At 62.8% G+C, this 21,134-nt stretch carries 23 protein-coding genes; 16 read left to right on the top strand and 7 right to left on the bottom strand.

The window, feature by feature from the left end; genetic code table 11:
* Positions 1 to 321 precede the first annotated feature (321 nt).
* From AC1DY9_RS18695 to AC1DY9_RS18670, 6 genes are read left to right on the top strand one after another with little or no spacing between them, the layout of a single operon-like run.
* The gene (locus AC1DY9_RS18695) at positions 322 to 1,350 is read left to right on the top strand and encodes an ABC transporter substrate-binding protein (RefSeq protein WP_477667307.1); all 1,029 of its coding nucleotides are present in this window, start codon (positions 322 to 324) and stop codon (positions 1,348 to 1,350) included.
* Complete coding sequence (locus AC1DY9_RS18690) at positions 1,347 to 2,201, top strand: ABC transporter ATP-binding protein (protein WP_477667306.1); 855 nt, start codon at positions 1,347 to 1,349, stop codon at positions 2,199 to 2,201. The genes AC1DY9_RS18695 and AC1DY9_RS18690 overlap by 4 nt, the downstream gene beginning before the upstream one ends.
* Positions 2,194 to 3,033: an ABC transporter permease gene (locus AC1DY9_RS18685; protein WP_477667305.1), complete on the top strand. Its 840-nt coding sequence runs from the start codon at positions 2,194 to 2,196 to the stop codon at positions 3,031 to 3,033. Before AC1DY9_RS18690 ends, AC1DY9_RS18685 begins: the two co-directional genes overlap by 8 nt.
* A 28-nt stretch (positions 3,034 to 3,061) precedes the next feature.
* A complete protein-coding gene (locus AC1DY9_RS18680) occupies positions 3,062 to 4,414 on the top strand; it encodes an LLM class flavin-dependent oxidoreductase (protein ID WP_477667304.1) in 1,353 nt (450 codons plus the stop codon).
* Positions 4,414 to 6,015, top strand: a complete 1,602-nt coding sequence (locus AC1DY9_RS18675; protein ID WP_477667303.1) for an FAD-binding protein — start codon at positions 4,414 to 4,416, stop codon at positions 6,013 to 6,015. The genes AC1DY9_RS18680 and AC1DY9_RS18675 overlap by 1 nt, the downstream gene beginning before the upstream one ends.
* Positions 6,012 to 6,338, top strand: coding sequence for a 4Fe-4S dicluster domain-containing protein (locus tag AC1DY9_RS18670; RefSeq protein ID WP_477667302.1), 327 nt, complete (start codon positions 6,012 to 6,014; stop codon positions 6,336 to 6,338). Before AC1DY9_RS18675 ends, AC1DY9_RS18670 begins: the two co-directional genes overlap by 4 nt.
* Before the next feature lie 195 nt (positions 6,339 to 6,533).
* Here AC1DY9_RS18670 and AC1DY9_RS18665 read toward each other — a convergent pair whose 3' ends face one another.
* The 5 genes from AC1DY9_RS18665 to AC1DY9_RS18645 all read right to left on the bottom strand — a co-directional run bounded on the left by AC1DY9_RS18665 (position 6,534) and on the right by AC1DY9_RS18645 (position 11,527).
* Positions 6,534 to 7,472, bottom strand: a complete 939-nt coding sequence (locus tag AC1DY9_RS18665) for a TauD/TfdA dioxygenase family protein (RefSeq protein ID WP_477667301.1) — start codon at positions 7,470 to 7,472, stop codon at positions 6,534 to 6,536.
* A 197-nt stretch (positions 7,473 to 7,669) separates the two neighbouring features.
* Positions 7,670 to 8,806 carry a sigma-54 interaction domain-containing protein gene (locus AC1DY9_RS18660; RefSeq protein ID WP_477667300.1) on the bottom strand — a complete coding sequence of 379 codons (1,137 nt, stop codon included), beginning with the start codon at positions 8,804 to 8,806 and terminating at the stop codon, positions 7,670 to 7,672.
* A gap of 24 nt (positions 8,807 to 8,830) precedes the next feature.
* Positions 8,831 to 9,625, bottom strand: coding sequence for a MetQ/NlpA family ABC transporter substrate-binding protein (locus AC1DY9_RS18655; RefSeq protein ID WP_457278548.1), 795 nt, complete (start codon positions 9,623 to 9,625; stop codon positions 8,831 to 8,833).
* A gap of 171 nt (positions 9,626 to 9,796) precedes the next feature.
* Positions 9,797 to 10,462: a methionine ABC transporter permease gene (locus AC1DY9_RS18650; protein ID WP_457278549.1), complete on the bottom strand. Its 666-nt coding sequence runs from the start codon at positions 10,460 to 10,462 to the stop codon at positions 9,797 to 9,799.
* A gap of 3 nt (positions 10,463 to 10,465) precedes the next feature.
* The gene (locus AC1DY9_RS18645) at positions 10,466 to 11,527 is read right to left on the bottom strand and encodes a methionine ABC transporter ATP-binding protein (RefSeq protein ID WP_477667299.1); all 1,062 of its coding nucleotides are present in this window, start codon (positions 11,525 to 11,527) and stop codon (positions 10,466 to 10,468) included.
* A 253-nt stretch (positions 11,528 to 11,780) separates the two neighbouring features.
* On the opposite strand from AC1DY9_RS18645, the gene AC1DY9_RS18640 reads away from it, so the two are divergent.
* The 10 genes from AC1DY9_RS18640 (at position 11,781) to AC1DY9_RS18595 (ending at position 18,899) form a co-directional block, all read left to right on the top strand.
* Positions 11,781 to 12,380 (top strand): DUF2239 family protein, encoded by a 600-nt coding sequence (locus AC1DY9_RS18640; protein ID WP_477667298.1) that lies wholly within the window; start codon positions 11,781 to 11,783, stop codon positions 12,378 to 12,380.
* Positions 12,381 to 12,568: 188 nt separating this feature from the next.
* Complete coding sequence (locus AC1DY9_RS18635) at positions 12,569 to 13,900, top strand: MATE family efflux transporter (RefSeq protein WP_457279758.1); 1,332 nt, start codon at positions 12,569 to 12,571, stop codon at positions 13,898 to 13,900.
* A gap of 28 nt (positions 13,901 to 13,928) precedes the next feature.
* Positions 13,929 to 15,023 carry an acyltransferase family protein gene (locus AC1DY9_RS18630; protein ID WP_477667297.1) on the top strand — a complete coding sequence of 365 codons (1,095 nt, stop codon included), beginning with the start codon at positions 13,929 to 13,931 and terminating at the stop codon, positions 15,021 to 15,023.
* Positions 15,024 to 15,191: 168 nt separating this feature from the next.
* Positions 15,192 to 15,698, top strand: coding sequence for a putative immunity protein (locus AC1DY9_RS18625; RefSeq protein ID WP_457278553.1), 507 nt, complete (start codon positions 15,192 to 15,194; stop codon positions 15,696 to 15,698).
* Between the two features lie 64 nt (positions 15,699 to 15,762).
* Positions 15,763 to 16,104, top strand: coding sequence for a membrane protein insertion efficiency factor YidD (yidD, locus tag AC1DY9_RS18620; RefSeq protein ID WP_457278554.1), 342 nt, complete (start codon positions 15,763 to 15,765; stop codon positions 16,102 to 16,104).
* Between the two features lie 71 nt (positions 16,105 to 16,175).
* Complete coding sequence (locus tag AC1DY9_RS18615; RefSeq protein WP_477667296.1) at positions 16,176 to 16,820, top strand: glutathione S-transferase; 645 nt, start codon at positions 16,176 to 16,178, stop codon at positions 16,818 to 16,820.
* Positions 16,821 to 16,894: 74 nt separating this feature from the next.
* Positions 16,895 to 17,317 (top strand): VOC family protein, encoded by a 423-nt coding sequence (locus AC1DY9_RS18610; protein ID WP_477667295.1) that lies wholly within the window; start codon positions 16,895 to 16,897, stop codon positions 17,315 to 17,317.
* Positions 17,318 to 17,354: 37 nt separating this feature from the next.
* Complete coding sequence (locus tag AC1DY9_RS18605) at positions 17,355 to 17,975, top strand: HAD family hydrolase (protein WP_457278557.1); 621 nt, start codon at positions 17,355 to 17,357, stop codon at positions 17,973 to 17,975.
* Positions 17,976 to 18,087: 112 nt separating this feature from the next.
* Positions 18,088 to 18,585 carry a hypothetical protein gene (locus tag AC1DY9_RS18600; RefSeq protein ID WP_477667294.1) on the top strand — a complete coding sequence of 166 codons (498 nt, stop codon included), beginning with the start codon at positions 18,088 to 18,090 and terminating at the stop codon, positions 18,583 to 18,585.
* A gap of 59 nt (positions 18,586 to 18,644) precedes the next feature.
* On the top strand, positions 18,645 to 18,899 hold the full coding sequence (locus AC1DY9_RS18595; protein ID WP_477667293.1) for a hypothetical protein: 255 nt from the start codon (positions 18,645 to 18,647) through the stop codon (positions 18,897 to 18,899).
* A gap of 111 nt (positions 18,900 to 19,010) precedes the next feature.
* Here the strand turns inward: AC1DY9_RS18595 and AC1DY9_RS18590 are convergent, their stop codons facing one another.
* Both AC1DY9_RS18590 and AC1DY9_RS18585 read right to left on the bottom strand, forming a co-directional pair.
* Positions 19,011 to 19,271, bottom strand: coding sequence for a UBP-type zinc finger domain-containing protein (locus AC1DY9_RS18590; RefSeq protein WP_477667292.1), 261 nt, complete (start codon positions 19,269 to 19,271; stop codon positions 19,011 to 19,013).
* Positions 19,272 to 19,283: 12 nt separating this feature from the next.
* Positions 19,284 to 21,020 (bottom strand): FAD-dependent oxidoreductase, encoded by a 1,737-nt coding sequence (locus AC1DY9_RS18585; protein WP_477667291.1) that lies wholly within the window; start codon positions 21,018 to 21,020, stop codon positions 19,284 to 19,286.
* Between the last annotated feature and the right edge of the window lie 114 nt (positions 21,021 to 21,134).

Here is a 21,134-nt window from a genome sequence, read left to right as displayed (position 1 = left end):
GGAAGGTGAGGATGAAAGGGTTTGATCAGCGAATGCACGAATTCGCAAAAGGCATTCCCGGTTTTAAATCAATTCACCGCCGCGCGCTGTAGGACTTCAGGACAGAAATACCCCAAGGTTCCGCAGCGCTGCCCGCTTCCCGTCAACACGCCAGGCCGCCTCTGCGCAAAACCAGACAGCACCCCAACAGCCGACTGCCCGGGATGCAGCAACAAAGCAACCCGGACGCCCTGAAAACCCCGAAATCACCCTTGAATCAGCCCGAAATCACTGGCATGGATGCTGCGATGTTGAGCCTGTCAACCACTCACTCCTCACGCCATGAATATCACTCGCTTCCTCGGTCTCACAGCTTTGTCGTTTGGCCTCCTGTCCACTCAAGGCCATGCCGCCCCCCCACCTGAACGAACCGAAATCCGCTACCAGGGCTGGGCCGGCCAGGTCACCTGGATCGAGTTGGCCGAAGACCTGGGCTACCTTGCGCCGCTCAAGGCCAAATGGGTGGGCAACACCATCAGCGGCCCGCAAGACATCCAGAGCGTGGTCACCGGCGATGTCGACCTGGGTGGCGCCTTCAACGGCGCGGTCGTGAAGTTGCTGGCCAAGAAAGCGCCGATCAAGGCGGTGCTGGGCTACTACGGGGTGGACGAGAACACCTGGAGCGGCTACTACGTCAAGGAAGACAGCCCGATCAAATCCGCACGCGACCTGATCGGCAAAAAAGTTGCGGTGAACACGCTGGGCGCACACCACGAGTTCATGGTCCGCGAATACCTGGAACGTGCCAAGCTCAGCGAAGCGGAAGCCAAACAGGTGACGCTGGTCGTAACGCCGCCGGTCACCGGTGAACAGGTACTGCGCCAGGGCCAGGTCGAAGTCACCACCCTGGGCGGTGTGCTGCGCGACAAGGCGCGGGAGCGCGGCGGCATACGCCCGCTGTTCACAGACCGGGACCTGTACGGCAACTTCACGGCAGGCTCCATCGTTCTGCACAACAAGTTCATCGAACAGAATCCCAACACCAGCCGCCACCTGGTGTCGGCCCTGGCGCGTTCGATCGAATGGGCGCGCAACACACCGCCTGCCGAGGTCCGGGCACGTTTCGTCAAAATCATTGACGGCCGCAAGCGCGCCGAAAGCGCAGACACCATCCAGTACTGGAAGAGCACCGGCGTGGCGGGCACGGGTGGCGTGATCAAGGACAAGGAGCTGCAGATCTGGATCGACTGGCTGGTCAAGGACGGCCTGCTCAAACCCGGCCAGGTCAAGCCCACTGACCTCTACACCAACGCCTTCAACCCTTATTCCAATACCTCCAACAGCGGCGACAAGCTGGCGGCCGCCAAATGAGCGCCGCAAAAATCCGCTTTGAAAACGTCAGCAAGGAGTTCACCGTTCGCGCGGACGACGGTGGCGCGGCCAAACGATTTGTTGCCGTGCACGACGTGACACTGGACGTTCGCCCGGGCGAGTTCCTGGTGCTGGTCGGGCCCAGCGGCTGCGGCAAGTCCACCCTGCTTGACCTGCTGGCCGGCCTGGCGCTGCCCACCAGCGGCCGCGTGCTGATTGACGGTCAACCCATTACCGGCCCGGCACGCGACCGGGGCGTGGTGTTCCAGCAGTACGCCCTCTTCCCCTGGCTCAGCGCACTGGACAACGTGGCCTTTGGCCTGGAGGTGGCGGGCGTGGGCAAACGCGCCCGGCGCGAGAAGGCCGCGCACTACCTAGAGCTGGTGGGCCTGACCGATTTTTCCAACCGTTTTCCGCATGAGCTTTCGGGCGGCATGAAGCAGCGCGTGGCCATTGCGCGCAGCCTGGCTTACGAGCCGCAGGTGCTGCTGATGGACGAGCCCTTTGCCGCGCTCGATGCGCAGACACGCGAGACGCTGCAGGAAGAGCTGGTCGAAATCTGGCAGCGCACCGGCAAGACGATTGTGTTCATCACGCATGGCATCGACGAGGCCGTGGTGCTGGGCCAGCGCGTGGCCATCATGACCACCCGGCCGGGCCGCATCAAGCAGATCGTGGACATCCCCGAGTCCTTGCGCAGCGGCACCGACGACGTGCGCTCGCTGCCGCTGTTCGGCGAGCTGCGCCACGAAATCTGGTCGCAGCTGCATGACGAGGTGGCATCCGCCCGCCGCGAGCGCCGCGCCCGTATTTCCTCACAACCCATCCTCAAGGAAATCGCCCATGTCTGATATTGCCCTGAACGCGGGCGCCGCACCGCTTACCCTTCACACGCCGCCGCTCTGGAAACGCCTGCAGGCACAAGTTGCCAACGCCACCTGGCGCTCCGGCCTGATCGTGGCGCTGGCCCTGCTGTGGGAATTGGCGCCGCGCCTGGGCCTCACCGACCCGACCTTCCTGCCGCCGCTCAGCGAGGTGCTTGCCGCCGGCTGGGCATTGGCACTGAACGGCCAGCTGTGGGAGCACACCTCCATCAGCCTGGCCCGTTCGCTCGGCGGCTTGCTGCTGGCCGTCGTGTTCGCGATTCCGCTGGGGCTGGCCATCGGCTGGTACCGGCGCCTGGGCAACACGCTCAATCCGCTGATTGAGCTGTTGCGCAATACCGCGCCGCTGGCATTGCTGCCGGTCTTCCTGCTGCTGCTGGGCATTGGCGAGGTGTCCAAGGTCTCCATCGTGGTGTATTCGTGCGCCTGGCCCCTCTTGCTCAACACCATCTCGGCCGTGCGGCAGGTGGATCCGCTGCTCGTGAAGTCGGCCCGCACCATGGGCGTGACACCGCGCCAGCTGTTCCTGAAGGTCATCCTGCCGGCTTCCGTGCCCACCATGTTCGTGGGCATCCGCCTGGCTGCGGCTTCGGCCATGCTGGTGCTGATTGCCGCCGAGATGGTGGGTGCCAAGGCCGGGCTGGGCTACCTGATCATCTACGCCCAGTTCAGTTTCCTGATTGCCGACATGTACTTCGGGATCATCGCCATCACCGCCATCGGGGTCACGCTGAACTTCGCGCTGCAGGCGCTGGAGCGTCACTTCACGGCGTGGAAGCCTGCTTCCACCCACAGCTGACTCCTTTACCCACAGAAAGACATCCCTCATGACTCAACGCAAACTTCGCCTGGGCGCATTCATCATGGCCACGGGCCACCACATCGCGGCCTGGCGGCATCCTGGCTCGCAGGTTGATTCAGGCGTCAACATCGACCACTACATCGAGGTCGCCAAAACCGCCGAGCGCGGCCTGTTCGACCAGGTGTTTGTGGCCGACAGCCCGGGCGTCGCATTCCACGGTACCGACGAAGCCTTTAGCCGGCAGGGCCGCGTGTCCTACTTCGAACCGGTCACGCTGTGGGCGGCCTTATCGGCTGTGACAAAACACATCGGCTTCGTAGCGACGGCTTCCACCACTTATGAAGACCCCTTCCTGCTGGCGCGCAAGTTCGCCTCGCTGGACCACATCAGCAAGGGCCGCGCGGCCTGGAACGTGGTGACCACGGGCGCCGACAACGTCTACGGCAATTTCGGGCTCGACAAACACCCCGACCCCGAGGTGCGTTATGAGCAGGCCCATGAGTTCATCGACGTGGTGAAGGGCCTGTGGGACAGCTTCGAAGACGACGCCTTCATCCGCAACCCCGAAACAGGCAGCTACTTTGACCCGGCAAAGCTGCACGAGATCAACCACCACGGCAAATACTTCAAGGTGCAGGGTCCGCTGAACCTCGAGCGGCCGCCGCAAGGCTACCCCGTCATCGTGCAGGCCGGTTCTTCCGAACCTGGGCGCGAACTCGCGGCGGCCACCGCCGAAGCCATCTTCACGGCCTGGACCAGCCTGGCGGAAGCGCAGGCCTTCTACCGCGACGTGAAAGGCCGCCTGGCCAAGTACGGCCGTCGGCCTGAGCAGTTGCTGATCCTGCCTGGCATCTCGCCCGTGATCGGCCGCACGCAGGCCGAAGCTGAAGCCAAGTGGGCCGAGCTGCAAAAGCTCATTCACCCTTCAGTGGGGTTGAACACCATTGCTCAATTCTGGCCCGGCGAAGACCTCACGAAGTGGGACCTGGACGCCCCGCCGCCCTACATTCCCGAACCGCCCAAGGGCCAGAACAGCCGCGCTCACGTGGTGCTGGAGCTGGCGCGGCGCGACAAGCTCACCGTGCGCCAGCTGTATGAATACCTGGCGGGTGCACGCGGCCACTGGGTGGTAGTGGGCACACCAGAGACCATCGCCGACAGGATCCAGGAGTGGTTTGAAAACGGCGCCGCCGACGGCTTCAACGTGATGCCGCCGGTGCTGCCTGAGTCACTCAACGATTTTGTGGACCTGGTGATCCCAGAGCTGCAGCGCCGCGGTATTTTCCGCACCGAATACGAAGGCAGCACGCTGCGCGAAAACCTCGGCCTGGACCGGCCCGTCAACCAGTTCGCCGTCAAGGCCCAGAAGGTGGCGTGATGGGAAGCCGCGACTTCAACTTCACCGCCCTCGCGAACGCGGCCGGCGCCCGGCAACACGATGCCGACGTGCTGGTCATAGGCGGCGGCCCCGCCGGAACCTGGGCCGCCATCAGCGCCGCGGCACAGGGCGCCAAGGTGGTGCTGGCCGACAAGGGCTACTGCGGCACCTCGGGCGCCACGGCGCCTTCGGGCACAGGCGTCTGGTACGTGGAACCGCAAGGCACGCAGCGCGAAGACGCCAAAGCCAGCCGCTACAACAAGGGCGGGCAACTGGCCGAACACGCGTGGATGGACCGCGTGCTTGAGCAGACCTACGCCAACATGCAGCAGCTGGCCGAATGGGGCTACCCCTTCCCGATTGGCGAAGACGGCGAGCAGCGCCGCACCTCGCTGCAAGGCCCCGAGTACATGCGCCTGATGCGCAAGCGTGCCAAGGAGGCAGGCGTGCGCATCCTCGACCACAGCCCGGCGCTGGAGCTGCTGGTCGACGACGAAGGCACGGTCTGCGGCGCCACCGGCCAGCAGCGCCAGACGCTCGAGCCCTGGGTGGTGCGCGCCGGCGCTGTGGTGATTGCCACCGGCGGCTGCGCCTTCCTGAGCCGCGCACTGGGCTGCAATGTGCTGACCGGCGACGGCCACCTGATGGCCGCCGAGGTGGGCGCCGATTTTTCAGGCATGGAGTTTTCCAACGCCTACGGACTGGGCGCGGCCTTTGCCTCCGTCACCAAGTCGCTGTTCTACCAATGGGCCACCTTCTACTACGAAGACGGCAGCGTGATTGAAGGCGCCGGCTCGGCTTTCGGCCGCAGCCTGATTGCCAAAACCTTGCAGACCCAGCGCGTGTTCGGCCGTTTGGATAAAGCCGATGACCAGGTGAAAGCCTGGATGCGCACCGCCCAGCCCAACTTCTTTTTGCCCTTCGACCGCGCAGGCATAGACCCTTTCACCCAGCGCTTTCCCGTGACCTTGCGGCTGGAGGGCACGGTGCGCGGAACCGGCGGCCTGCGCATTACGGGCCGCGACTGCGCGACTTCAGTGCCCGGCCTGTATGCCGCCGGTGATGCTGCCACGCGTGAGCTGATCTGCGGCGCCTTTACCGGCGGCGGCAGCCACAACGCGGCCTGGGCCCTGTCGTCCGGGTTCTGGGCCGGTGCGGGCGCAGCGGGCTTCGCACGCTCCAACGGGCACAGCGCCGCACGCGCGGTGCTGCGCGCCGGCGGCGTGGGCCTGCAGGGCACGGGCAGCGAACACACCGACAGCGAAGTCCTGATCCGGGCCGTGCAGGCCGAAGTGTTTCCATATGAGCGCAACTGGTTCCGCGCTGGTGATGTGCTCGAAGACTCACTGTCGCGGCTTGATGCGTTGTGGATTCGCCTGCGCGAGGCCGCACCGGCCGACAGGCAACAGGCGGTTCGCACACGCGAAGCCGCCGCGCTGCTGGCCCATTCGCGCTGGATGTACCGCAGCGCCCTCGCCCGCAACGAAACGCGGGGCATGCACCGGCGCCAGGAGCACGCCGCGCCCGACCTCACGCAACGGCACCGCCTCATCAGCAACGGGCTCGACGAAATCCGGGTCAGCAAGGAAGCTGTCGCATGATCGAGCTCATCAGCGCTTCGCAATGCACCGGCTGCAACATCTGCGTGACGGCCTGCCCCACCAACGTATTCGACGCCGTGCCCGGTGGCCCGCCGGTCATCGCGCGCCAGGCAGACTGCCAGACCTGCTTCATGTGCGAGCTGTACTGCCCCGAAGACGCGCTGTTCGTCGCGCCCAGCGCCGATGAATCCGTGCAGGTGAACGAAGAAACTTTGCGCCGTGGCGCGCTGCTCGGCAGCTACCGCAAAGCCGTGGGCTGGGGCGGTGGCCGCAAGTCAACCGCCTCGGACGACCACAGCTACCACCTGCTGCAAAGGGCCTGAGCCTCAACCCATCGCCACCAATGCTATCTATTTGATAGCTTATGGCGCACATTCTCATTGGTCTAGCGGCCGTTTTGATTGCTAAAAAAGGCATCAAAACGGCCATTTTTTGCCTGCAAGCAAAAAAAGCCGGCGCGAAGCCGGCAAAAATGACCGGCCGCACTGGCAGCACGGCCCCGCCACACAAGAGCTCAATCAAGCAGCCACGGCCTCGGAGGGCACCACCGGTTGGGCAACCCTCGGTGGTTGCGCCTGGCCGCCGTGCACGCGTGAGCGGCGGCCGTCCACGCTGATCGGCACGTCGCCGGCCAGCGTGACGCGGCGCACGATGCGCTTCTGGTCGCCGTAGTCGTTGATGGCGTAGTGCTGGGTGGCGCGGTTGTCCCAGATCACCACATCGCCCTGGATCCAGCGCCAGCGCACGGTGTTTTCAAGGCGGGTCACATGGCTTTGCAGCACCGACAGCAGGTGCTGCGAATCGGTGCTGGAATAACCCACCAGCTTTTTGGCGAAGTGGCCGAGCACCAGCGTGCGCTCGCGCGTTTCGGGGTGCACGCGCACCACCGGGTGCTCGGCTTCATGCAATGTGCGGGTGAAAACCTCGCGGTAATGCCGCAGGCCTTCGCTCGACACTTCGTCTTCGCTGCGTGAGGCGGCGTAGTCGTAATCGTTGCCATGAATCACCCAGAGCTTTTCGGCCAGCTCGCGCAGCGCGGGCGGCAGGCCCTGGTAAGCCAGCGCCGTGTTGGCCCACACCGTGTCGCCGCCGGCGGGCGGGATCACCACGCCGCGCAGCACCGATATCTTGGGCGGGGCCACGGCGAAGGTCACGTCGGTGTGCCAGGAGTTGGCACGCCCGCCGTGTTCCGAGTCCAGCTCAAGGATGAAACCCGTGCCCTGGCGCACCGGCACCGTGGGGTGCGGCACCGGCTCGCCCAGGCGCTTGGCAAACGCCTCCTGTGATGCGTCGTCCAGATGCTGCTGGCCGCGAAAGAACAGCACCTTGTGCTTGAGCAGCGCCTGGTTCAGCGCGGTGATGGTGGCGCCTGGCAGGTCGGCAGACAGGCGCAGGCCGCGCACCTCGGCGCCAATGCGGCCGGCGACCGGGTGAATATCCACGGGCAATGTTGTCATGAAGAAGCTCCTTGTATCGTTGATAAAACGGGCGGCAGAAATGACGCTGCTGACAAGCTTCTACGCATGACTTGTGCCAGTGAAAACCGGGCACCGTACGGCTTTTTTTCAATCTCTTGCTGCAATCGAAGCAGCCGGGCAGGAGTGGGTGAGGGAAAGTGTTCAACGGCTGCTGTGAATACAGCACCCACCTGCAGTTACTGTGACAACGAAGCGGTTTGATCTTCTGCCACGTCATCAGCCTGCGCAGGTCGGTCGAGCAAACCATGGCGCTTGAGCAAGGTTCGCAGCACGTTGCGCGAAAGGCCCAGCAAGTTGGCCGTCTGCACCTGGTTGCCATGGCAGAAGTCGAAGGCCGTCCTCACCAGCGTGGCCTCGACAGTTTCAAACAGTTCAGGTTCGGCCTGGTTCATGCGTTGCAGCAGCACCTCGCGCAAACTGTCGGGTGCAGCGCCCTGCGTCGCTTCTGTTGAAACCTCTGCTACGGAAGCGGGTGCCGGCAATGCGGCCGGAGCCGCGCGGGACGCCAGGCGCGCAGAGCGGTGGATGCCCTGCAGGTCCGCGACATGCAGCGTTGCGGCCGGCGCGACGATGAGCGCGTAGTGGATGACGTTTTCCAGCTCGCGGATATTGCCGGGCCAGTCATGGGCCAGCAGGGCCTGCTCTGCCTCGGGCGAAATGCTGGCATCCCTGATGCCCAGGCGCGCGGCGTAGCTCGCCAGGAAATGTCGCGCCAACGGCAGGATGTCGCCGGGCCGCTCAAACAGCGGGCGCAGCTCCAGCGTGGCCACACTCAGGCGGTAGTAAAGGTCGGCGCGAAAGTGGCTGGCGTTCACCGCGTCGCGCAGGTCGACGTTGGTTGCGGCAATCAGGCGCACGTCCAGCGCAATCGGCTTGCGCGAACCGATGCGCACCACCTGGCGCTCCTGCAGCACGCGCAGCAGCTTGACTTGCAGGCTCAGCGACAGGTCACCAATTTCGTCAAGGAACAGCGTGCCGCCGTCGGCCGCCTCAAACCAGCCGGCGCGGGCGTGCGCAGCGCCGGTGAAAGCGCCGGTTTCATGGCCAAACAGTTCGGCATCGATCAGCGACTCGCTGAAAGCGCCGCAATTCACGGCCACAAAAGGCCCGCTGCGCCCGCTGCCTTGGTGGATCCGGCGCGCCAGCAATTCCTTGCCGGTGCCGGTTTCACCAATGATCAAGACCGTGGCTTCGGTCGGCGCGACCTGGTCGACGCGCTCCAGCAAGGCCAGCGAGCCGGGGTCTTCGAACACCAGCGCCTTGGCGCGAATCGACAAGGCGCCGGCATTGGGAAGGGTCAGCAACCGGCTCATGCCTTGCGCTCCGCCTGGCTACGCTCAGAACCCGGGCAGCACAGCGCCCTTGAACTCGGCCTGTACGTACTTGCGGATTTCTTCCGAGTGGTAGGCCTTGACCAGCTTGGCTACCCACGGCTTGTCTTTGTCCTGCTCACGCACGGCCAACAGATTCACATACGGTGACTTGGCGGCTTCCTGGGCAATCGCGTCCTTCGGGTTCAGCCCGGCGGAGAGCGCGTAGTTGGTGTTGACGGCCGAGGCGTCCAGGTCGTCCAGCGAGCGCGGCAGCTGTGCGGCATCGAGCTCCACAAACTTCAGTTTCTTCGGGTTCTCGATCACGTCGAGCGGCGTGGCTTTCAGGCCTGCGTCGGGCTTGAGCTTGATCAGGCCCTTGTCCTGCAGCACCAGCAGCACACGGCCGCCGTTGGTCGGGTCATTGGGAATACCGAAACGGGCACCCTCCTTCAACTCGGCCAGGCTTTTGACCTTTTTTGAATAGAGGCCGATCGGGAAGTTGACGGTGTAGCCGACGTTGACGATCTTGTAGCCGCGGTCCTTGACCTGCTGGTCGAGGAAAGGCTTGTGCTGGTAGCTGTTGCCATCCAGGTCGCCGGCGGCCAGCGCGGCGTTGGGCTGGATGTAGTCGCTGAACTCGACGATCTGGATCTTCAGGCCGTCTTTTTCGGCGATCTTTTTGACCTGCTCAAAAATCTGCGCGTGCGGACCGGCGGTGACGCCGATCTTCAGCGGCTTGTCTTGCGCCAGCACAGCGCCGGTGAACGAGGCGGCCAGCGCGAGTGCGACGGCGGACTGGATGAGGGTGCGTTTTTTCATGGTGTTTCCTTTTTTTGAAGATGAATGAATTTTTTTTTTTGCCCTGAAGATCAATTTGAGGGCCATTTTTAAGAAGTAAATCGGGCTCCAGCCCAATGGGGTCGTGCGTTAGCAGCTATCAAAACCGTAGCAATCAACATCGCCGCGCATGGCTGTCGTGGATGGAAGGGGTCATCTGTGGCTCAACCTGCGCACAGCCCAATCGCCCAGGCTTTGCACCGCCTGTACAAACAGGATGAGCACGAGCACCACGGCCAGCATCACCTCCGGCAAGAAGCGCTGGTAGCCGTAACGTATGCCCAGGTCGCCCAGCCCGCCGCCGCCGATGGCGCCGGCCATGGCCGAGTAACCCGTGAGGCTCACGAAGGTGATGGTCAGGCCCGCGACGATTCCGGGCAGCGCCTCTGGCAGCAGCACCTTGAAGACAATCTGCCGTGTGGTTGCACCCATGGCCAGCGCGGCTTCGATCAGCCCGTGGTCGACTTCGCGCAGCGAGGTTTCCACCAGCCGCGCAATGAACGGCGCGGCCGCGATGGTGAGCGGCACCACGGCCGCTGCCGTGCCGATGGAAGAACCGGTGATGAAACGCGTCAGCGGAATGATGGCCACCAGCAAAATGATGAAGGGCGTGGAACGCACCGCATTGACAAGGCCGCCGACGACGCGGTTCACGCCAGCGTTCTGCAACACGCCGCCCTCGTCCGTCAGGCGCAAAAACACCCCGAGTGGAATACCGATGAGCGCACCGACCGCGCCCGAGATGCCCACCATGACGATGGTTTCCCATAGCGAGCTGACAAAGAGTTCGAGCAGGGCTTGTGAGAAATTACTGAACACGGCTTAAACCCTCCCGCCCACGGCCAGCTCACCGCCGACCTGGTCTACATGCACCCCAGCGCCGCGCAAATGCGCCACCGTGGCGTTGAGCTGCTCAGCCGCACCGCGCGCAAACACTGCCAGCGAACCGAAGGGCTTGCCCTGGATTTCATCAACCTGACCGTGCACGATGGACAAGTCAATGCCGAAGCGGCGGATCACGTCTGACAACAGCGGACGATCCGACTCGTCTCCCGCAAACGCCAGCCGCAAAAGCTGCCCTTCTTCGGGGTGCTCGGCACTCATCAGCGTGCGTATGCGCGCCAGTACGCTGTCGGGCAAATCCTGCGGCACGATCTCGGCAATGAGGCTGCGTGTGGTTTCGTGTTGGGGGCGCGTGAAGACATCAATCACCGGGCCGCTTTCGACAATGCGGCCGGCGTCAATCACCGCCACGCGGTCGGCCACCTGTTTGATCACCTGCATCTGGTGCGTGATCAACACGATGGTGAGGCCGAATTCCTTGTTGATCTGGCGCAGCAGGCCGAGGATGGAGCGCGTGGTTTCGGGGTCCAGCGCCGAAGTAGCTTCATCCGACAGCAACACCTTGGGCCGGTTGGCCAGCGCGCGCGCAATGCCCACACGCTGCTTTTGCCCACCGCTGATCTGTGCCGGGTAGCGGTCCGCCAGGGCGCTCAGGCCGACGAGGTCCAGCAGCGGTTCAACTCGCGCCTTGATGTCCGCTGCCGACAAACCCGCAATCTCCAGCGGTAAGGCCACGTTGCCGTACACGGTGCGCGACGACAGCAAGTTGAAGTGCTGAAAGATGATGCCGATGTCGCGCCGGGCTACACGCAGTGCTTCGCCGTTCAGCGAAGTCAGTTCCCGGCCGCCAACCAGCACCTGGCCGGCCGTCGGCCGGTTCAGCAGGTTGACCACGCGCACCAGCGAGCTTTTGCCCGCACCGCTGCGGCCGATGATGCCGTAGACCTCGCCCTGGTTGATGTGAAGGTCGACGCCCCGCAATGCTTCGACCGGGCCGCTAGGGCCCTTGTAGGTTTGAAAAATACCTTTGAGCTCGATCATGAAAATTCGCTAAACCTTGTCGCCCCTCACGGTTCTTGTGAAAACGTGTGAGGCTCTTTTTTGAACAGGACGCGAATTTAGCCGAGCTTTCCCCAAACTCAAAAGAATATTAAATAGACTAGTTAGATCATTAATTAGCTATAGAACCCGATTTACAGGCATTTACGCATTTTTCAGCCAAAACTTGATCATTTATACCCGGATGATATAAATTCCTCATTTGACCCGGACAAAATTAACCGTAAATGACTTTATGACCTCTACCATGATCGCCACGCCCCGCACCCTGACGGCCTTCGCCGGTTTCCAGCGCATTGCCTCGGGCCCTCGCCGCGAGCTGCTCGCGCAGTTGCGCGCTACGCCCCAGCCGGCCGACATCCTGCTTCGCATATTCAACGATGCCAACGGGGAACGCCTGGACCTTGACCTGCGGCCCGACGCCGTGGATGCGCCCGACGACACGCCGCCCGACCTTCCCGCCGCCGAACACGAAGCACCGGTAACGCGTCCTGTGGGGCGCCCCCGGCTGGGGGTGGTTGCGCGTGAAGTCACCTTGCTGCCGCGGCACTGGGAATGGCTGAGCCGCCAATCCGGCGGTGCTTCGGTTGCGCTGCGCAAGCTGGTGGAAGAGGCGAGCAAGGCCAACGAGGCACGCGACGCGGTACGGGCCTCCCGCGAAGCCGCTTACCGCTTCATGGCGGAAATCGCAGGCGACCTGCCCGGCTTCGAAGAAGCCACCCGCGCCCTGTTTGCCGGCGACCGGTTGCGTTTTGCCAGCCTGGTCGAGCCCTGGCCTGACGACGTGCGAACCTACCTGGCGGCACTGGCCGCAGCCAGTTGGAGCGCCGCATGAAGCCGCCGGATCTTTCCGCCCTTGATCACCGGCTTGAAACCGAAGTGCGTGAGGGCGACGTGCGCGCGGCGGGCGAAATCGCGGCGCCACCGATTTCCGTAGCAGATCCGGTCCCGCCGCTGGCAACACAGCCCGCGGCGGCGAAACCCGCTTCGCACACCCGGCCCGCATTGAACGACGGTGTGCCGATGTGGAAGACCTTTGCCGCTTTCCTCGGCCCCATGCTGCTCAGCAACATCCTGCAGTCGCTGTCGGGCACGCTGAACAACGTGTATGTCGGCCAGATGATCGGCGTCGGCGCACTGGCGGCGGTGTCCAGTTTCTTCCCCATCCTGTTTTTCTTCATTGCCTTCACCATCGGCCTGGGCGCTGGCGCCTCCGTGCTGATCGGCCAGGCTTGGGGAGCGCGCGACACCGGCAAGGTCAAGGCGATTGCGGGCACCACCCTCAGCGTCGGCCTGATTTTTGGTTTGCTCGTCGCGCTGTTCGGCGGTATCTTTACCGGGCCCTTGCTCAGGGCACTGGGCACACCGGCCGACATCCTGCCGGACGCCACGCTCTATGCCCGCATCATGATGATTGCAGGGCCCGGCCTCTTCGTCTACCTGCTGGCCACCGCCATGCTGCGCGGCGTGGGCGATACGGTCAATCCGCTCTACACGCTGGGCATCTCGACCCTGGTGGGCCTCGCCGTCACACCGGCGCTGATCCGCGGATGGTTCGGCCTGCCGCAGCTGGGGGTGGCCAGCGGTGCGGTGGCTTCGGTGCTGTCGATGGTGACGGCCACGGCCTGGCTGGCCTTCAGGCTGCGGCGCATCCACAGTCCCTTGGCACCTGATGCGGAATTTGTACGCCACATGCGCATCAACGGCAGCATCCTCAAGACCGTGCTCAAGATCGGCGTGCCCACCGGTGTACAGATGATCGTCATTGCGCTGGCTGAAGTCGCCCTGCTCTCGCTGGTCAACAGTTATGGCTCCAACGCCACAGCGGCCTACGGCGCCGTCAACCAGGTAGTGGCGTATGTGCAGTTCCCGGCGATTTCGATTGCCATCACCGCTTCGATCCTGGGTGCGCAGGCGATCGGCGCGGGCCGCACCGACAAACTGGGCACCATCGTGCGCACCGGTTTGCTGATGAACCTGGCGCTGACCGGCTCACTCGTGCTGCTGGGGTACTTGTTCTCGCGCCACCTGATGGGCTTTTTCATCACCAGCGAACCGGTGATTGAGGTGGCGCAGACGCTGCTGCACATCATGCTGTGGAGCAGCGTCATCTTCGGCATGGCCTCGGTGCTCTCGGGCATCATGCGCGCCAGCGGGTCGGTGCTGGTGCCCACGGGAATCGCCATCTCCTGCATCGCGCTGGTGGAGGTGCCCGTCGCCTGGCTCATGAGCCACCGCATCGGCATCAACGGCATCTGGGTGGCCTACCCGGTCACCTTCATCGCCATGCTGGGTCTGCAAACGGCTTATTACCGGCTGGTCTGGAAGAAGAAGTCGATCAGGCGCCTGGTCTGAGCCCGTCATTTCCTGATTGATCCACACCATGACACACACACACCGCAACGCCACCGTCGACATCGCCAGGGGCATCGGAATCATCCTGGTGGTGCTCGGGCACAACAGCCTGGTACTGGAAAACAAGGGCGAGCTTTTCCGGGTGATTTACGCGTTTCACCTGCCGCTGTTCTTTTTCCTCTCCGGCCTGTTCCTGAAAGATTCCGATTCCTTGCGCAAGTTTGCGCTGTCACGGGCCGATGCGCTTCTCAAGCCCTACTTTGTGGTGCTGGGGCTGGTGGGCATCCTGATGGCGCTTGATTCCGACATGGTTCCCACCGCCGACACAAGCGCCTCTGATTATTTTTTCGGCGTGTTGTATGCCACCGCACCCACCATTGCGTGGGCGCCGCTCTGGTTTTTGCCGCACCTCTTTGTCGCGTCGGTGGTGGCCATGGCCATCCTGCGCGCCACCAGGGCCGTTGAACACCGCGCACGCTGGGTTTTTCTGGCCGCCTCGATGCTGCTGGCCGCGGGCATCCGCTGGATTGGGAGCTTCTGGCAAATCGACACGGCCAGCCTGCATTTCATGGGCCTCGCCCGCTTGCCAGGGCTGCCCTGGAGCCTCGATTTGACCCTCATCAGCTCAGCCTGCCTGCTGTTCGGGTTTCTGCTGCGCGAACAGGTCATGGCCGTGAAATTCAACGCCATCAGGCTGCTTGCCGCGGCCATTGCCTTTGCGGCGCTGCACTACCACTTCAACGAGACCATGGACCTGAACCTGCGCATCTACGGCGAGCCGCTCATTGCGACACTGCAGGCCGCGCTGGGCATTTATATGGTGCTTTGCATCTCTGCACTGCTGGCGCGGTATCCGCGGCTGCAGCGCCCATTGACCTACATAGGCTCCGGCAGCCTGCTCATCCTGGTGTTTCATCCCGTCGCGCAGGGGCGGGCCTTCCTGCTGCTTTCCCGCTTCAGCCACAACGACTACCTGGTTGGGGCGGCAAGCCTGGCTGCGGGCATCGCGTTGCCGCTGCTCGTGCTGGAAATTGCGAAACGCCAGCGGTACCTGGCCGCATGGTTGCTGCCGCGCAAGTTCGGGCCCCCAGTCCAGCAAGCGGCCGCAACCAGGTCGCCATAACCACGCGACCCGGGCTGCTTGCCCTTGAGTGTGATCACCACGTCCACCCGGCGTTTACGCGCACGCCCTTCTTCAGTGGCGTTGTCGGCCACCGGCTGCGACTTTCCATAGCCTTTCACCGCCAGGCCTGCGGGAGGCGCTACGATAGCTTCTCCCGGGAGATGTTTCATGAACGAGGAACTTTCACGTCTGGCAGCTGCGATCAACGTTAGCGAACCGCAGCATGAACCGCTTCGCCTTGCCTTTGGGCTGGCCTGCGCACAACGCGCAGAACACCTGCTCGAAAACCCGGAAGCCATCCGTTGCCTGGCGGTCCTTCGGTCTTTCGTCGAAGGAAAATCAGACCGCCCCGCCCTGGCGCAGGCGGCACAAGAAATTGCAGCGGTTGCCAATAGCCACAGGGGCTCCAACTCCATTGATGGCTCGGCCCACGCAGCGGTTTCGGCCACCTATGCCGTGGCCAATGCCCTTGCCGGCCGTGCCCTGGAAGCTGCAGGCTACGCGGCATATGCGGCTGTCTATGGTTATGGCGGCTATGCAGTCACTGACCCATCGGCTTTTGAAGGGGAGTTCGCCTGGCAGGTTGAAAAATTCAAGAGCCTCGCCCACACCTTCACGGCGCATTGCGCGCAGGATCCGCATTTCATAGAATCGGCTCGCAACCTGTCTCCCTGAGATGGGCCGCTCATACAAAAAAAGTTTGGCATGGTCCACGACAATGCCGCCCCGGGAGGACGTCATGCTTCGCTACATCGCAGCCGGTTCCATCAGTGGTTACCAGCGGTATGTCTCGCCCCACAAAGGCTATTGCTGCGCCCATCGCGCACATACGGGGCATTCCTCGTGCTCCGAGTTTGCCCGCAAGATCGTGCTGCGGTATGGCGTGATTGCCTTGTTTCGCGCGCTGCCCCGCCAACTGCAACGGTGCCGCAATGCCTATGCAGTCCTGCTGGCCGCTGCGATCGCCGCAGCGGCAGCCCCGGAACAAGACCCGAAAAAAAAGAAGGACGAGAATTCATGCGGCGACTCTTGCAGTCCGACCGACTGCATTGACCTGGACTGCGGTAGCTGCGATTTTTGACGCATCAGCGACGCCGGCTCCATGGCTTTAACATAGCGGCTCCCATTACCACCAGTTCTGCCGGAGCCCCCATGCAACTTATCGGAATGCTCGACTCGCCCTACGTTCGCCGCGTAGCCATTTCCCTGCAACTCCTCGGCCTGCGCTTTGAACACCAGTCGATCTCGGTGTTCAGCACCTTCGAGAAATTCCGGCAAATCAACCCGGTTGTCAAAGCGCCCTCCCTTGTGTGTGACGACGGCACGGTGCTGATGGACTCCACCCTGATCATTGACTACGCCGAGGCGCTGGCCGCCCAGCAGGCACCACCCAGGAGCCTGATGCCGGCGGCCATTGCCGAACGCCAGCAGGCGCTGCGCGTGATCGGCCTGGCCATGGCCGCCTGTGAAAAAAGCGTGCAAATCATCTATGAACGCAACCTGCGCCCCGCTGAAAAGTTGCACCAGCCCTGGGTATCACGCGTGACGGGCCAGTTGCTGGCGGCCTATGGTGAACTGGAATCCGAACTTCAGCGCAAACCGCTGGCTGCGACCAGCGGCACCATGGGTCAGGACGGTGTGACCGTGGGCATTACCTGGCACTTCACGCAAGCCATGATTCCAGAGGTGGTAAACGCCGCCGACTACCCGGCCCTGTGTGAATTCTCTGCCCGGGCTGAGCAACTGCCTGAGTTCATGGCAGCACCGCACGGAGACAGTATTTATCGCCAGGAATAGACTTCATACGCCTGGCAAGCCTTGATATCAGGGGCGCATGTTTGAGACACATCAACCCAATATAAGGAGTTCCCATGAAGCCACGGATTACGGTCATCACTGTCGGCGTTGATGATCTGGAAAGATCGCTTCGCTTCTACCGCGATGGCCTTGGCCTTCAGACCGAAGGCATTGTGGGAGCCGAGTTTGAACATGGCGCCGTGGCATTCTTCGACTTGCAGGCGGGCCTGAAGCTTGCCCTCTGGCCGCGCAAAAGTATTTCCCATGATTCGGGTGTTCCGCTGGAGAATGCCAGCGCAACCGAATTCACACTGGGCCATAACGTCTCTTCGAAAGCAGAAGTTGATGCCGTCATGGCGCAGGCCAAAAAAGCGGGCGCCGTGATCACCCAGGAAGCACATGACACCGCCTGGGGCGGCTACGCTGGCTATTTCCAGGATCCAGATCGGCATCTGTGGGAGGCGGTATGGAACCCCCAGTGGTCAGCCGGCGATTGAAGCGTAGCGCATACCAAAAATACAACTCATCCATCCCATGACTACACACAAAATCCAGGCCCTGCTGTTTGATCTCGGCGGCGTGCTGATCGATGTCGATTTCAACCGCGTGCTTGAGTACTGGCAGCCTATTTCCCGGTTGTCCCTTGAAGAACTGAAAGCCACCTTCAGCGCCGATCTGCCTTATCAGCAGCATGAACGCGGTGAAATCACGGCAGCGCAATACTTCGCGCACCTGGCCGCGAACCTGGAGTTGCAGGATGATCCGGTGCGCATCGCAGAAGGATGGAACGCCATTTTCGGCGGCGAAATCACCGAGACTTTCAGCCTGGTGCAGGAAGCCCGCGCCCATCTTCCGTGCTACGTTTTTTCCAACACGAACGCCGCGCACCAGGTGGCGTGGACAGCGCTCTACCCCCGCCTGGCGCAGTCATTCGAGCGAATTTTTGTGTCGTCTGAAATAGGTTATCGCAAGCCCGAGCGCCGGGCCTTTGAATACGTCGCTGACGCGATGGGCGTCCCCCTGAACGCCATCCTGTTCTTTGACGACCATCCCGACAACGTCGAAGGCGCAAGGGCCGCCGGGCTGCAGGCGGTCCATGTGCGGGGGCCGGCGGATGTCAGGGCTGCGCTTCAAACCATAGGTTGTGTGAAATAGGTATTTTTCCAAGGCAAACAACGAGCGGCTTTTAATCCGCTCCGTTTGCACCGCGACGCGAATCACGGCAACTAGAATCAAGCGTAGTCCGCGCACCATTAAAATTCATAGCATGAAACTTAAACTCATCGCACCTGCCCTTCTCCTTGTCGTACTTTCCGGATGCGCTAATTACAAGCCTGTCCCGGAAGGCTATACCGGCCCCGTCGCAACCGTCGCTGACAGCGGCTTTGCAGAAGACGGCAGCAAGGCGCAGCTTTTCGTGCTTGATGGCGTGGATGGCAACCGCATTGCAAACAGCTTCGGGGCAAGCGCCAGCGCCAGCCACGGACGGGGCTTCGCATTGACCACGTCAATCGTCGAAAGGCAAGTTCCGGCAAAACCAATGAAAGTCTCCCTGCGCGCCAGCCACACCACGGCAGCACCCATACAAGCCATCGCGAGCCAGATGGCGGGAACCTTCTTTTCGGTTGAAGGCGTGGTGGATTTCACGCCGCAGCCCAATGGAAAGTACGTGGTGAAAGGTGAGCTCAAGAAAGAGTCCTCTTCGGTATGGATTGAAGACGCCGACACCCAGCTTCCTGTCACTGAGAAAATCGTCAAAAAATAGGCAGTTAGGGCCGCTCGTCGGCAGTGGACTCGCCGGCCGTAGGCCGCTAGGATGGCTGCATGGTCACAGAATCCGAGCCAGCTCCAGGCCCCACCCCGGAGCTTTCCGAAGAAAAGGTCAATGAGGCACACGACGCCTGGTGCCGGACCTACGTGCACGTCTGGGCCGACCTTTCAAAAGGCGTCTACGACAAGGACGCGGTGGAAAAAGCGGCCGACGAACACTGGCAGCGCAGCCCGAAATCCAGTCCGGTGATGGTGGCCACGACGGAGTTCACCAAGACTACCAAGGCGGCACCCCCGCCTTCCGTCTAAGAGCCGTTCACAAAGCCCAGCGAAGCGGTCCTGGCTAGGCGCGACGCCGCAGACAGTGCACCGGCACGGCAAGGCGACGCAACAACGCCAGGAAGGTTTTGTGAACGGCTCCTAGCCCACTTGCAGTTGGTGTTCATAGCACCACATCCAGTTTTCCCCCGGTTCAAACGACTGGATCACCGCATGCCCGGTCGCCGCATGGTGTTTGCTGGCATGTTGGTTCCTGGAGTCATCGCAGCAGCCGATATGGCCGCAGTGCACGCACATTCTCAAATGCATCCAGGTGTCGCCCATCTTCAGGCATTCTTCGCAACCTCTTGCATTGGGTGAGTGAATCTCCGCAGGAACGTGGGTACAAGGTTTGATACGCATACAAAACTCCAGTCAGGCAGCAACCGCCGTGCGCTCCATCGCTGCCAGGTGCTGGTGGATCATGGCCACTACCGCAGCGCCCTCGCCTATCGCGCCGCCCACGCGCTTGACGGAGCCGCTGCGCACATCGCCAATGGCAAAAAGGCCCGGAATGTTCGTTTCCAGCGGAGCGGGTTTGTAGTCGGAGTGCTTGCAGGTCACGGCCTCCCCGGTGCGGACAAAACCGTGTGCATCAATGGCTGCGCCGCAACTTGTCAGCCAGCTGGTTTCGGGATCGGCGCCGACAAACAGGAACACGTTGCGCACATCCGCCGCGTGTTCGGTGCCGCTCTTGCGGTTTCGCCATGTCACACCGGAAAGGCCTGTGCCGCCATTGCCGTCGCCATCATCATCGCCGTGCAGCTTCACCACCTCGGTGTGCGGCAGCAGTTCGATGTTGGGTGCGGCTTCAATGCGGTCTATGAGGTAGCGCGACATGCTGGCGGCCAGGCTGGGGCCGCGCACCAGCATGTTGACCTTGGCCGCATGCTGCGACAAAAACACCGCCGCCTGGCCGGCCGAATTGCCGCCGCCCACCAGCACCACGTCGGTCTGGCTGCACATTTTTGCTTCCAGCGCAGAAGCCCAATACCAGACACCGCGGCCTTCAAATTCTTCCAGGCGCGGGACTTCGGGCCGGCGGTAGCGGGCACCGCTCGCCACCACCACGGTCTTGGCGCGCAGCTTGCGGCCGTCAGTCAGCTTCACCTGCAACTCGCCCTTGATGGCCTTGTGGGCGCAGTCCAGCGACTGGGCCTGCGCGGGGATCAGCATTTCCACACCAAACTTTTGTGCCTGCACATACGCACGGCCAGCCAGCGCCTGGCCCGAAATGCCGGTAGGGAAACCCAGGTAGTTCTCAATGCGCGCGCTGGCGCCGGCCTGCCCGCCGTAGGCGCGGCAGTCGAGCACCAGCACATGCAGGCCTTCCGATGCGGCGTACACCGCCGTGGCCAGCCCGGCGGGCCCGGCACCGACCACGATCACGTCAAACAGCTCGTCGTGTTCTTCCGTGTCGACCATGCCGATACAGCGCGCGAGCTGGTTCTCGTCGGGGTTCACCAGCACCGAACCATCCGGGCACACCGCCAGCACATCACCCGCGGCCACACCGTATTGCTCCATCAGTGCGGCGGCGCCTGCGTCCTGGGCGATATCCACCACATGGTTGGGCTCGCCGTTGCGGTTCAAAAAGCTTTGCAGGCGCACCACACCGGCCGAGTTGGGCTGGCCGATCAGCACCGGGCCACTGGCGCCGGCTTCTATCAAGGCCACGCGCCGCAAAATCAGCGCGCGCACCAGCCGTTCGCCCAGGTCGGCTTCGGCAATGATGAGCGCGCGCAACTGGCCGGGCGGCACCAGCAGGGTTTCGACATCTTCTTCGGCATGGCCATCCACCAGCGCGTTCTGGCCAGACAGCTGGCCAACCTCGGCCAGAAACTGGCCCGGCCCCTGGTTGACGATGGGCACCACATGGCCCAGGCCGTCGCGCTGGGTGATGGTGACCGAACCCTTGAGCAGCACAAACATGCCGGGGCCGGGCTCGCCGGCGGCAAACAGCCTCTCGCCTTTCTTGAACTGCAACACCTTGCCGAAGCGCTGGATGCGTGCAATTTCAGCGGCGCTGAGCACCGGAAACATCTGGTGGTGCCGGCTGGTGTCGGCAGCCAGCGGGGATTGGGCTGGGGTGTGGGTTGCGTTGTCGGCCATCAAATTACTCCGTTAAGCCTGTTGCCCGCGGCTTGTGCGCGCGGGCTTTGGCATCAGTCAGACGATGCCATTAAACGACGAATTGCATGTCGAATCCTCCTGCAGCAGTCGGGA

The sequence above is a fragment of the Polaromonas sp. P1_F6 genome (assembly GCF_056405695.1).
The sequence above is the reverse complement of the archived record's forward strand: the minus strand, read 5'-3'. Positions and strand labels throughout refer to the sequence as shown.

Bases quoted from the DNA above. Each gene is read 5' to 3' on its own strand.
- AC1DY9_RS18695 (WP_477667307.1), top strand. From the start codon at position 322: ATGAATATCACTCGCTTCCTCGGTCTCACAGCTTTGTCGTTTGGCCTC.
- AC1DY9_RS18690 (WP_477667306.1), top strand. From the start codon at position 1,347: ATGAGCGCCGCAAAAATCCGCTTTGAAAACGTCAGCAAGGAGTTCACC.
- AC1DY9_RS18685 (WP_477667305.1), top strand. From the start codon at position 2,194: ATGTCTGATATTGCCCTGAACGCGGGCGCCGCACCGCTTACCCTTCAC.
- AC1DY9_RS18680 (WP_477667304.1), top strand. From the start codon at position 3,062: ATGACTCAACGCAAACTTCGCCTGGGCGCATTCATCATGGCCACGGGC.
- AC1DY9_RS18675 (WP_477667303.1), top strand. From the start codon at position 4,414: ATGGGAAGCCGCGACTTCAACTTCACCGCCCTCGCGAACGCGGCCGGC.
- AC1DY9_RS18670 (WP_477667302.1), top strand. From the start codon at position 6,012: ATGATCGAGCTCATCAGCGCTTCGCAATGCACCGGCTGCAACATCTGC.
- AC1DY9_RS18665 (WP_477667301.1), bottom strand. From the start codon at position 7,472: ATGACAACATTGCCCGTGGATATTCACCCGGTCGCCGGCCGCATTGGC.
- AC1DY9_RS18660 (WP_477667300.1), bottom strand. From the start codon at position 8,806: ATGAGCCGGTTGCTGACCCTTCCCAATGCCGGCGCCTTGTCGATTCGC.
- AC1DY9_RS18655 (WP_457278548.1), bottom strand. From the start codon at position 9,625: ATGAAAAAACGCACCCTCATCCAGTCCGCCGTCGCACTCGCGCTGGCC.
- AC1DY9_RS18645 (WP_477667299.1), bottom strand. From the start codon at position 11,527: ATGATCGAGCTCAAAGGTATTTTTCAAACCTACAAGGGCCCTAGCGGC.
- AC1DY9_RS18640 (WP_477667298.1), top strand. From the start codon at position 11,781: ATGACCTCTACCATGATCGCCACGCCCCGCACCCTGACGGCCTTCGCC.
- AC1DY9_RS18635 (WP_457279758.1), top strand. From the start codon at position 12,569: ATGTGGAAGACCTTTGCCGCTTTCCTCGGCCCCATGCTGCTCAGCAAC.
- AC1DY9_RS18630 (WP_477667297.1), top strand. From the start codon at position 13,929: ATGACACACACACACCGCAACGCCACCGTCGACATCGCCAGGGGCATC.
- AC1DY9_RS18625 (WP_457278553.1), top strand. From the start codon at position 15,192: ATGAACGAGGAACTTTCACGTCTGGCAGCTGCGATCAACGTTAGCGAA.
- yidD (WP_457278554.1), top strand. From the start codon at position 15,763: ATGCTTCGCTACATCGCAGCCGGTTCCATCAGTGGTTACCAGCGGTAT.
- AC1DY9_RS18615 (WP_477667296.1), top strand. From the start codon at position 16,176: ATGCAACTTATCGGAATGCTCGACTCGCCCTACGTTCGCCGCGTAGCC.
- AC1DY9_RS18610 (WP_477667295.1), top strand. From the start codon at position 16,895: ATGAAGCCACGGATTACGGTCATCACTGTCGGCGTTGATGATCTGGAA.
- AC1DY9_RS18605 (WP_457278557.1), top strand. From the start codon at position 17,355: ATGACTACACACAAAATCCAGGCCCTGCTGTTTGATCTCGGCGGCGTG.
- AC1DY9_RS18600 (WP_477667294.1), top strand. From the start codon at position 18,088: ATGAAACTTAAACTCATCGCACCTGCCCTTCTCCTTGTCGTACTTTCC.
- AC1DY9_RS18595 (WP_477667293.1), top strand. From the start codon at position 18,645: ATGGTCACAGAATCCGAGCCAGCTCCAGGCCCCACCCCGGAGCTTTCC.
- AC1DY9_RS18590 (WP_477667292.1), bottom strand. From the start codon at position 19,271: ATGCGTATCAAACCTTGTACCCACGTTCCTGCGGAGATTCACTCACCC.
- AC1DY9_RS18585 (WP_477667291.1), bottom strand. From the start codon at position 21,020: ATGGCCGACAACGCAACCCACACCCCAGCCCAATCCCCGCTGGCTGCC.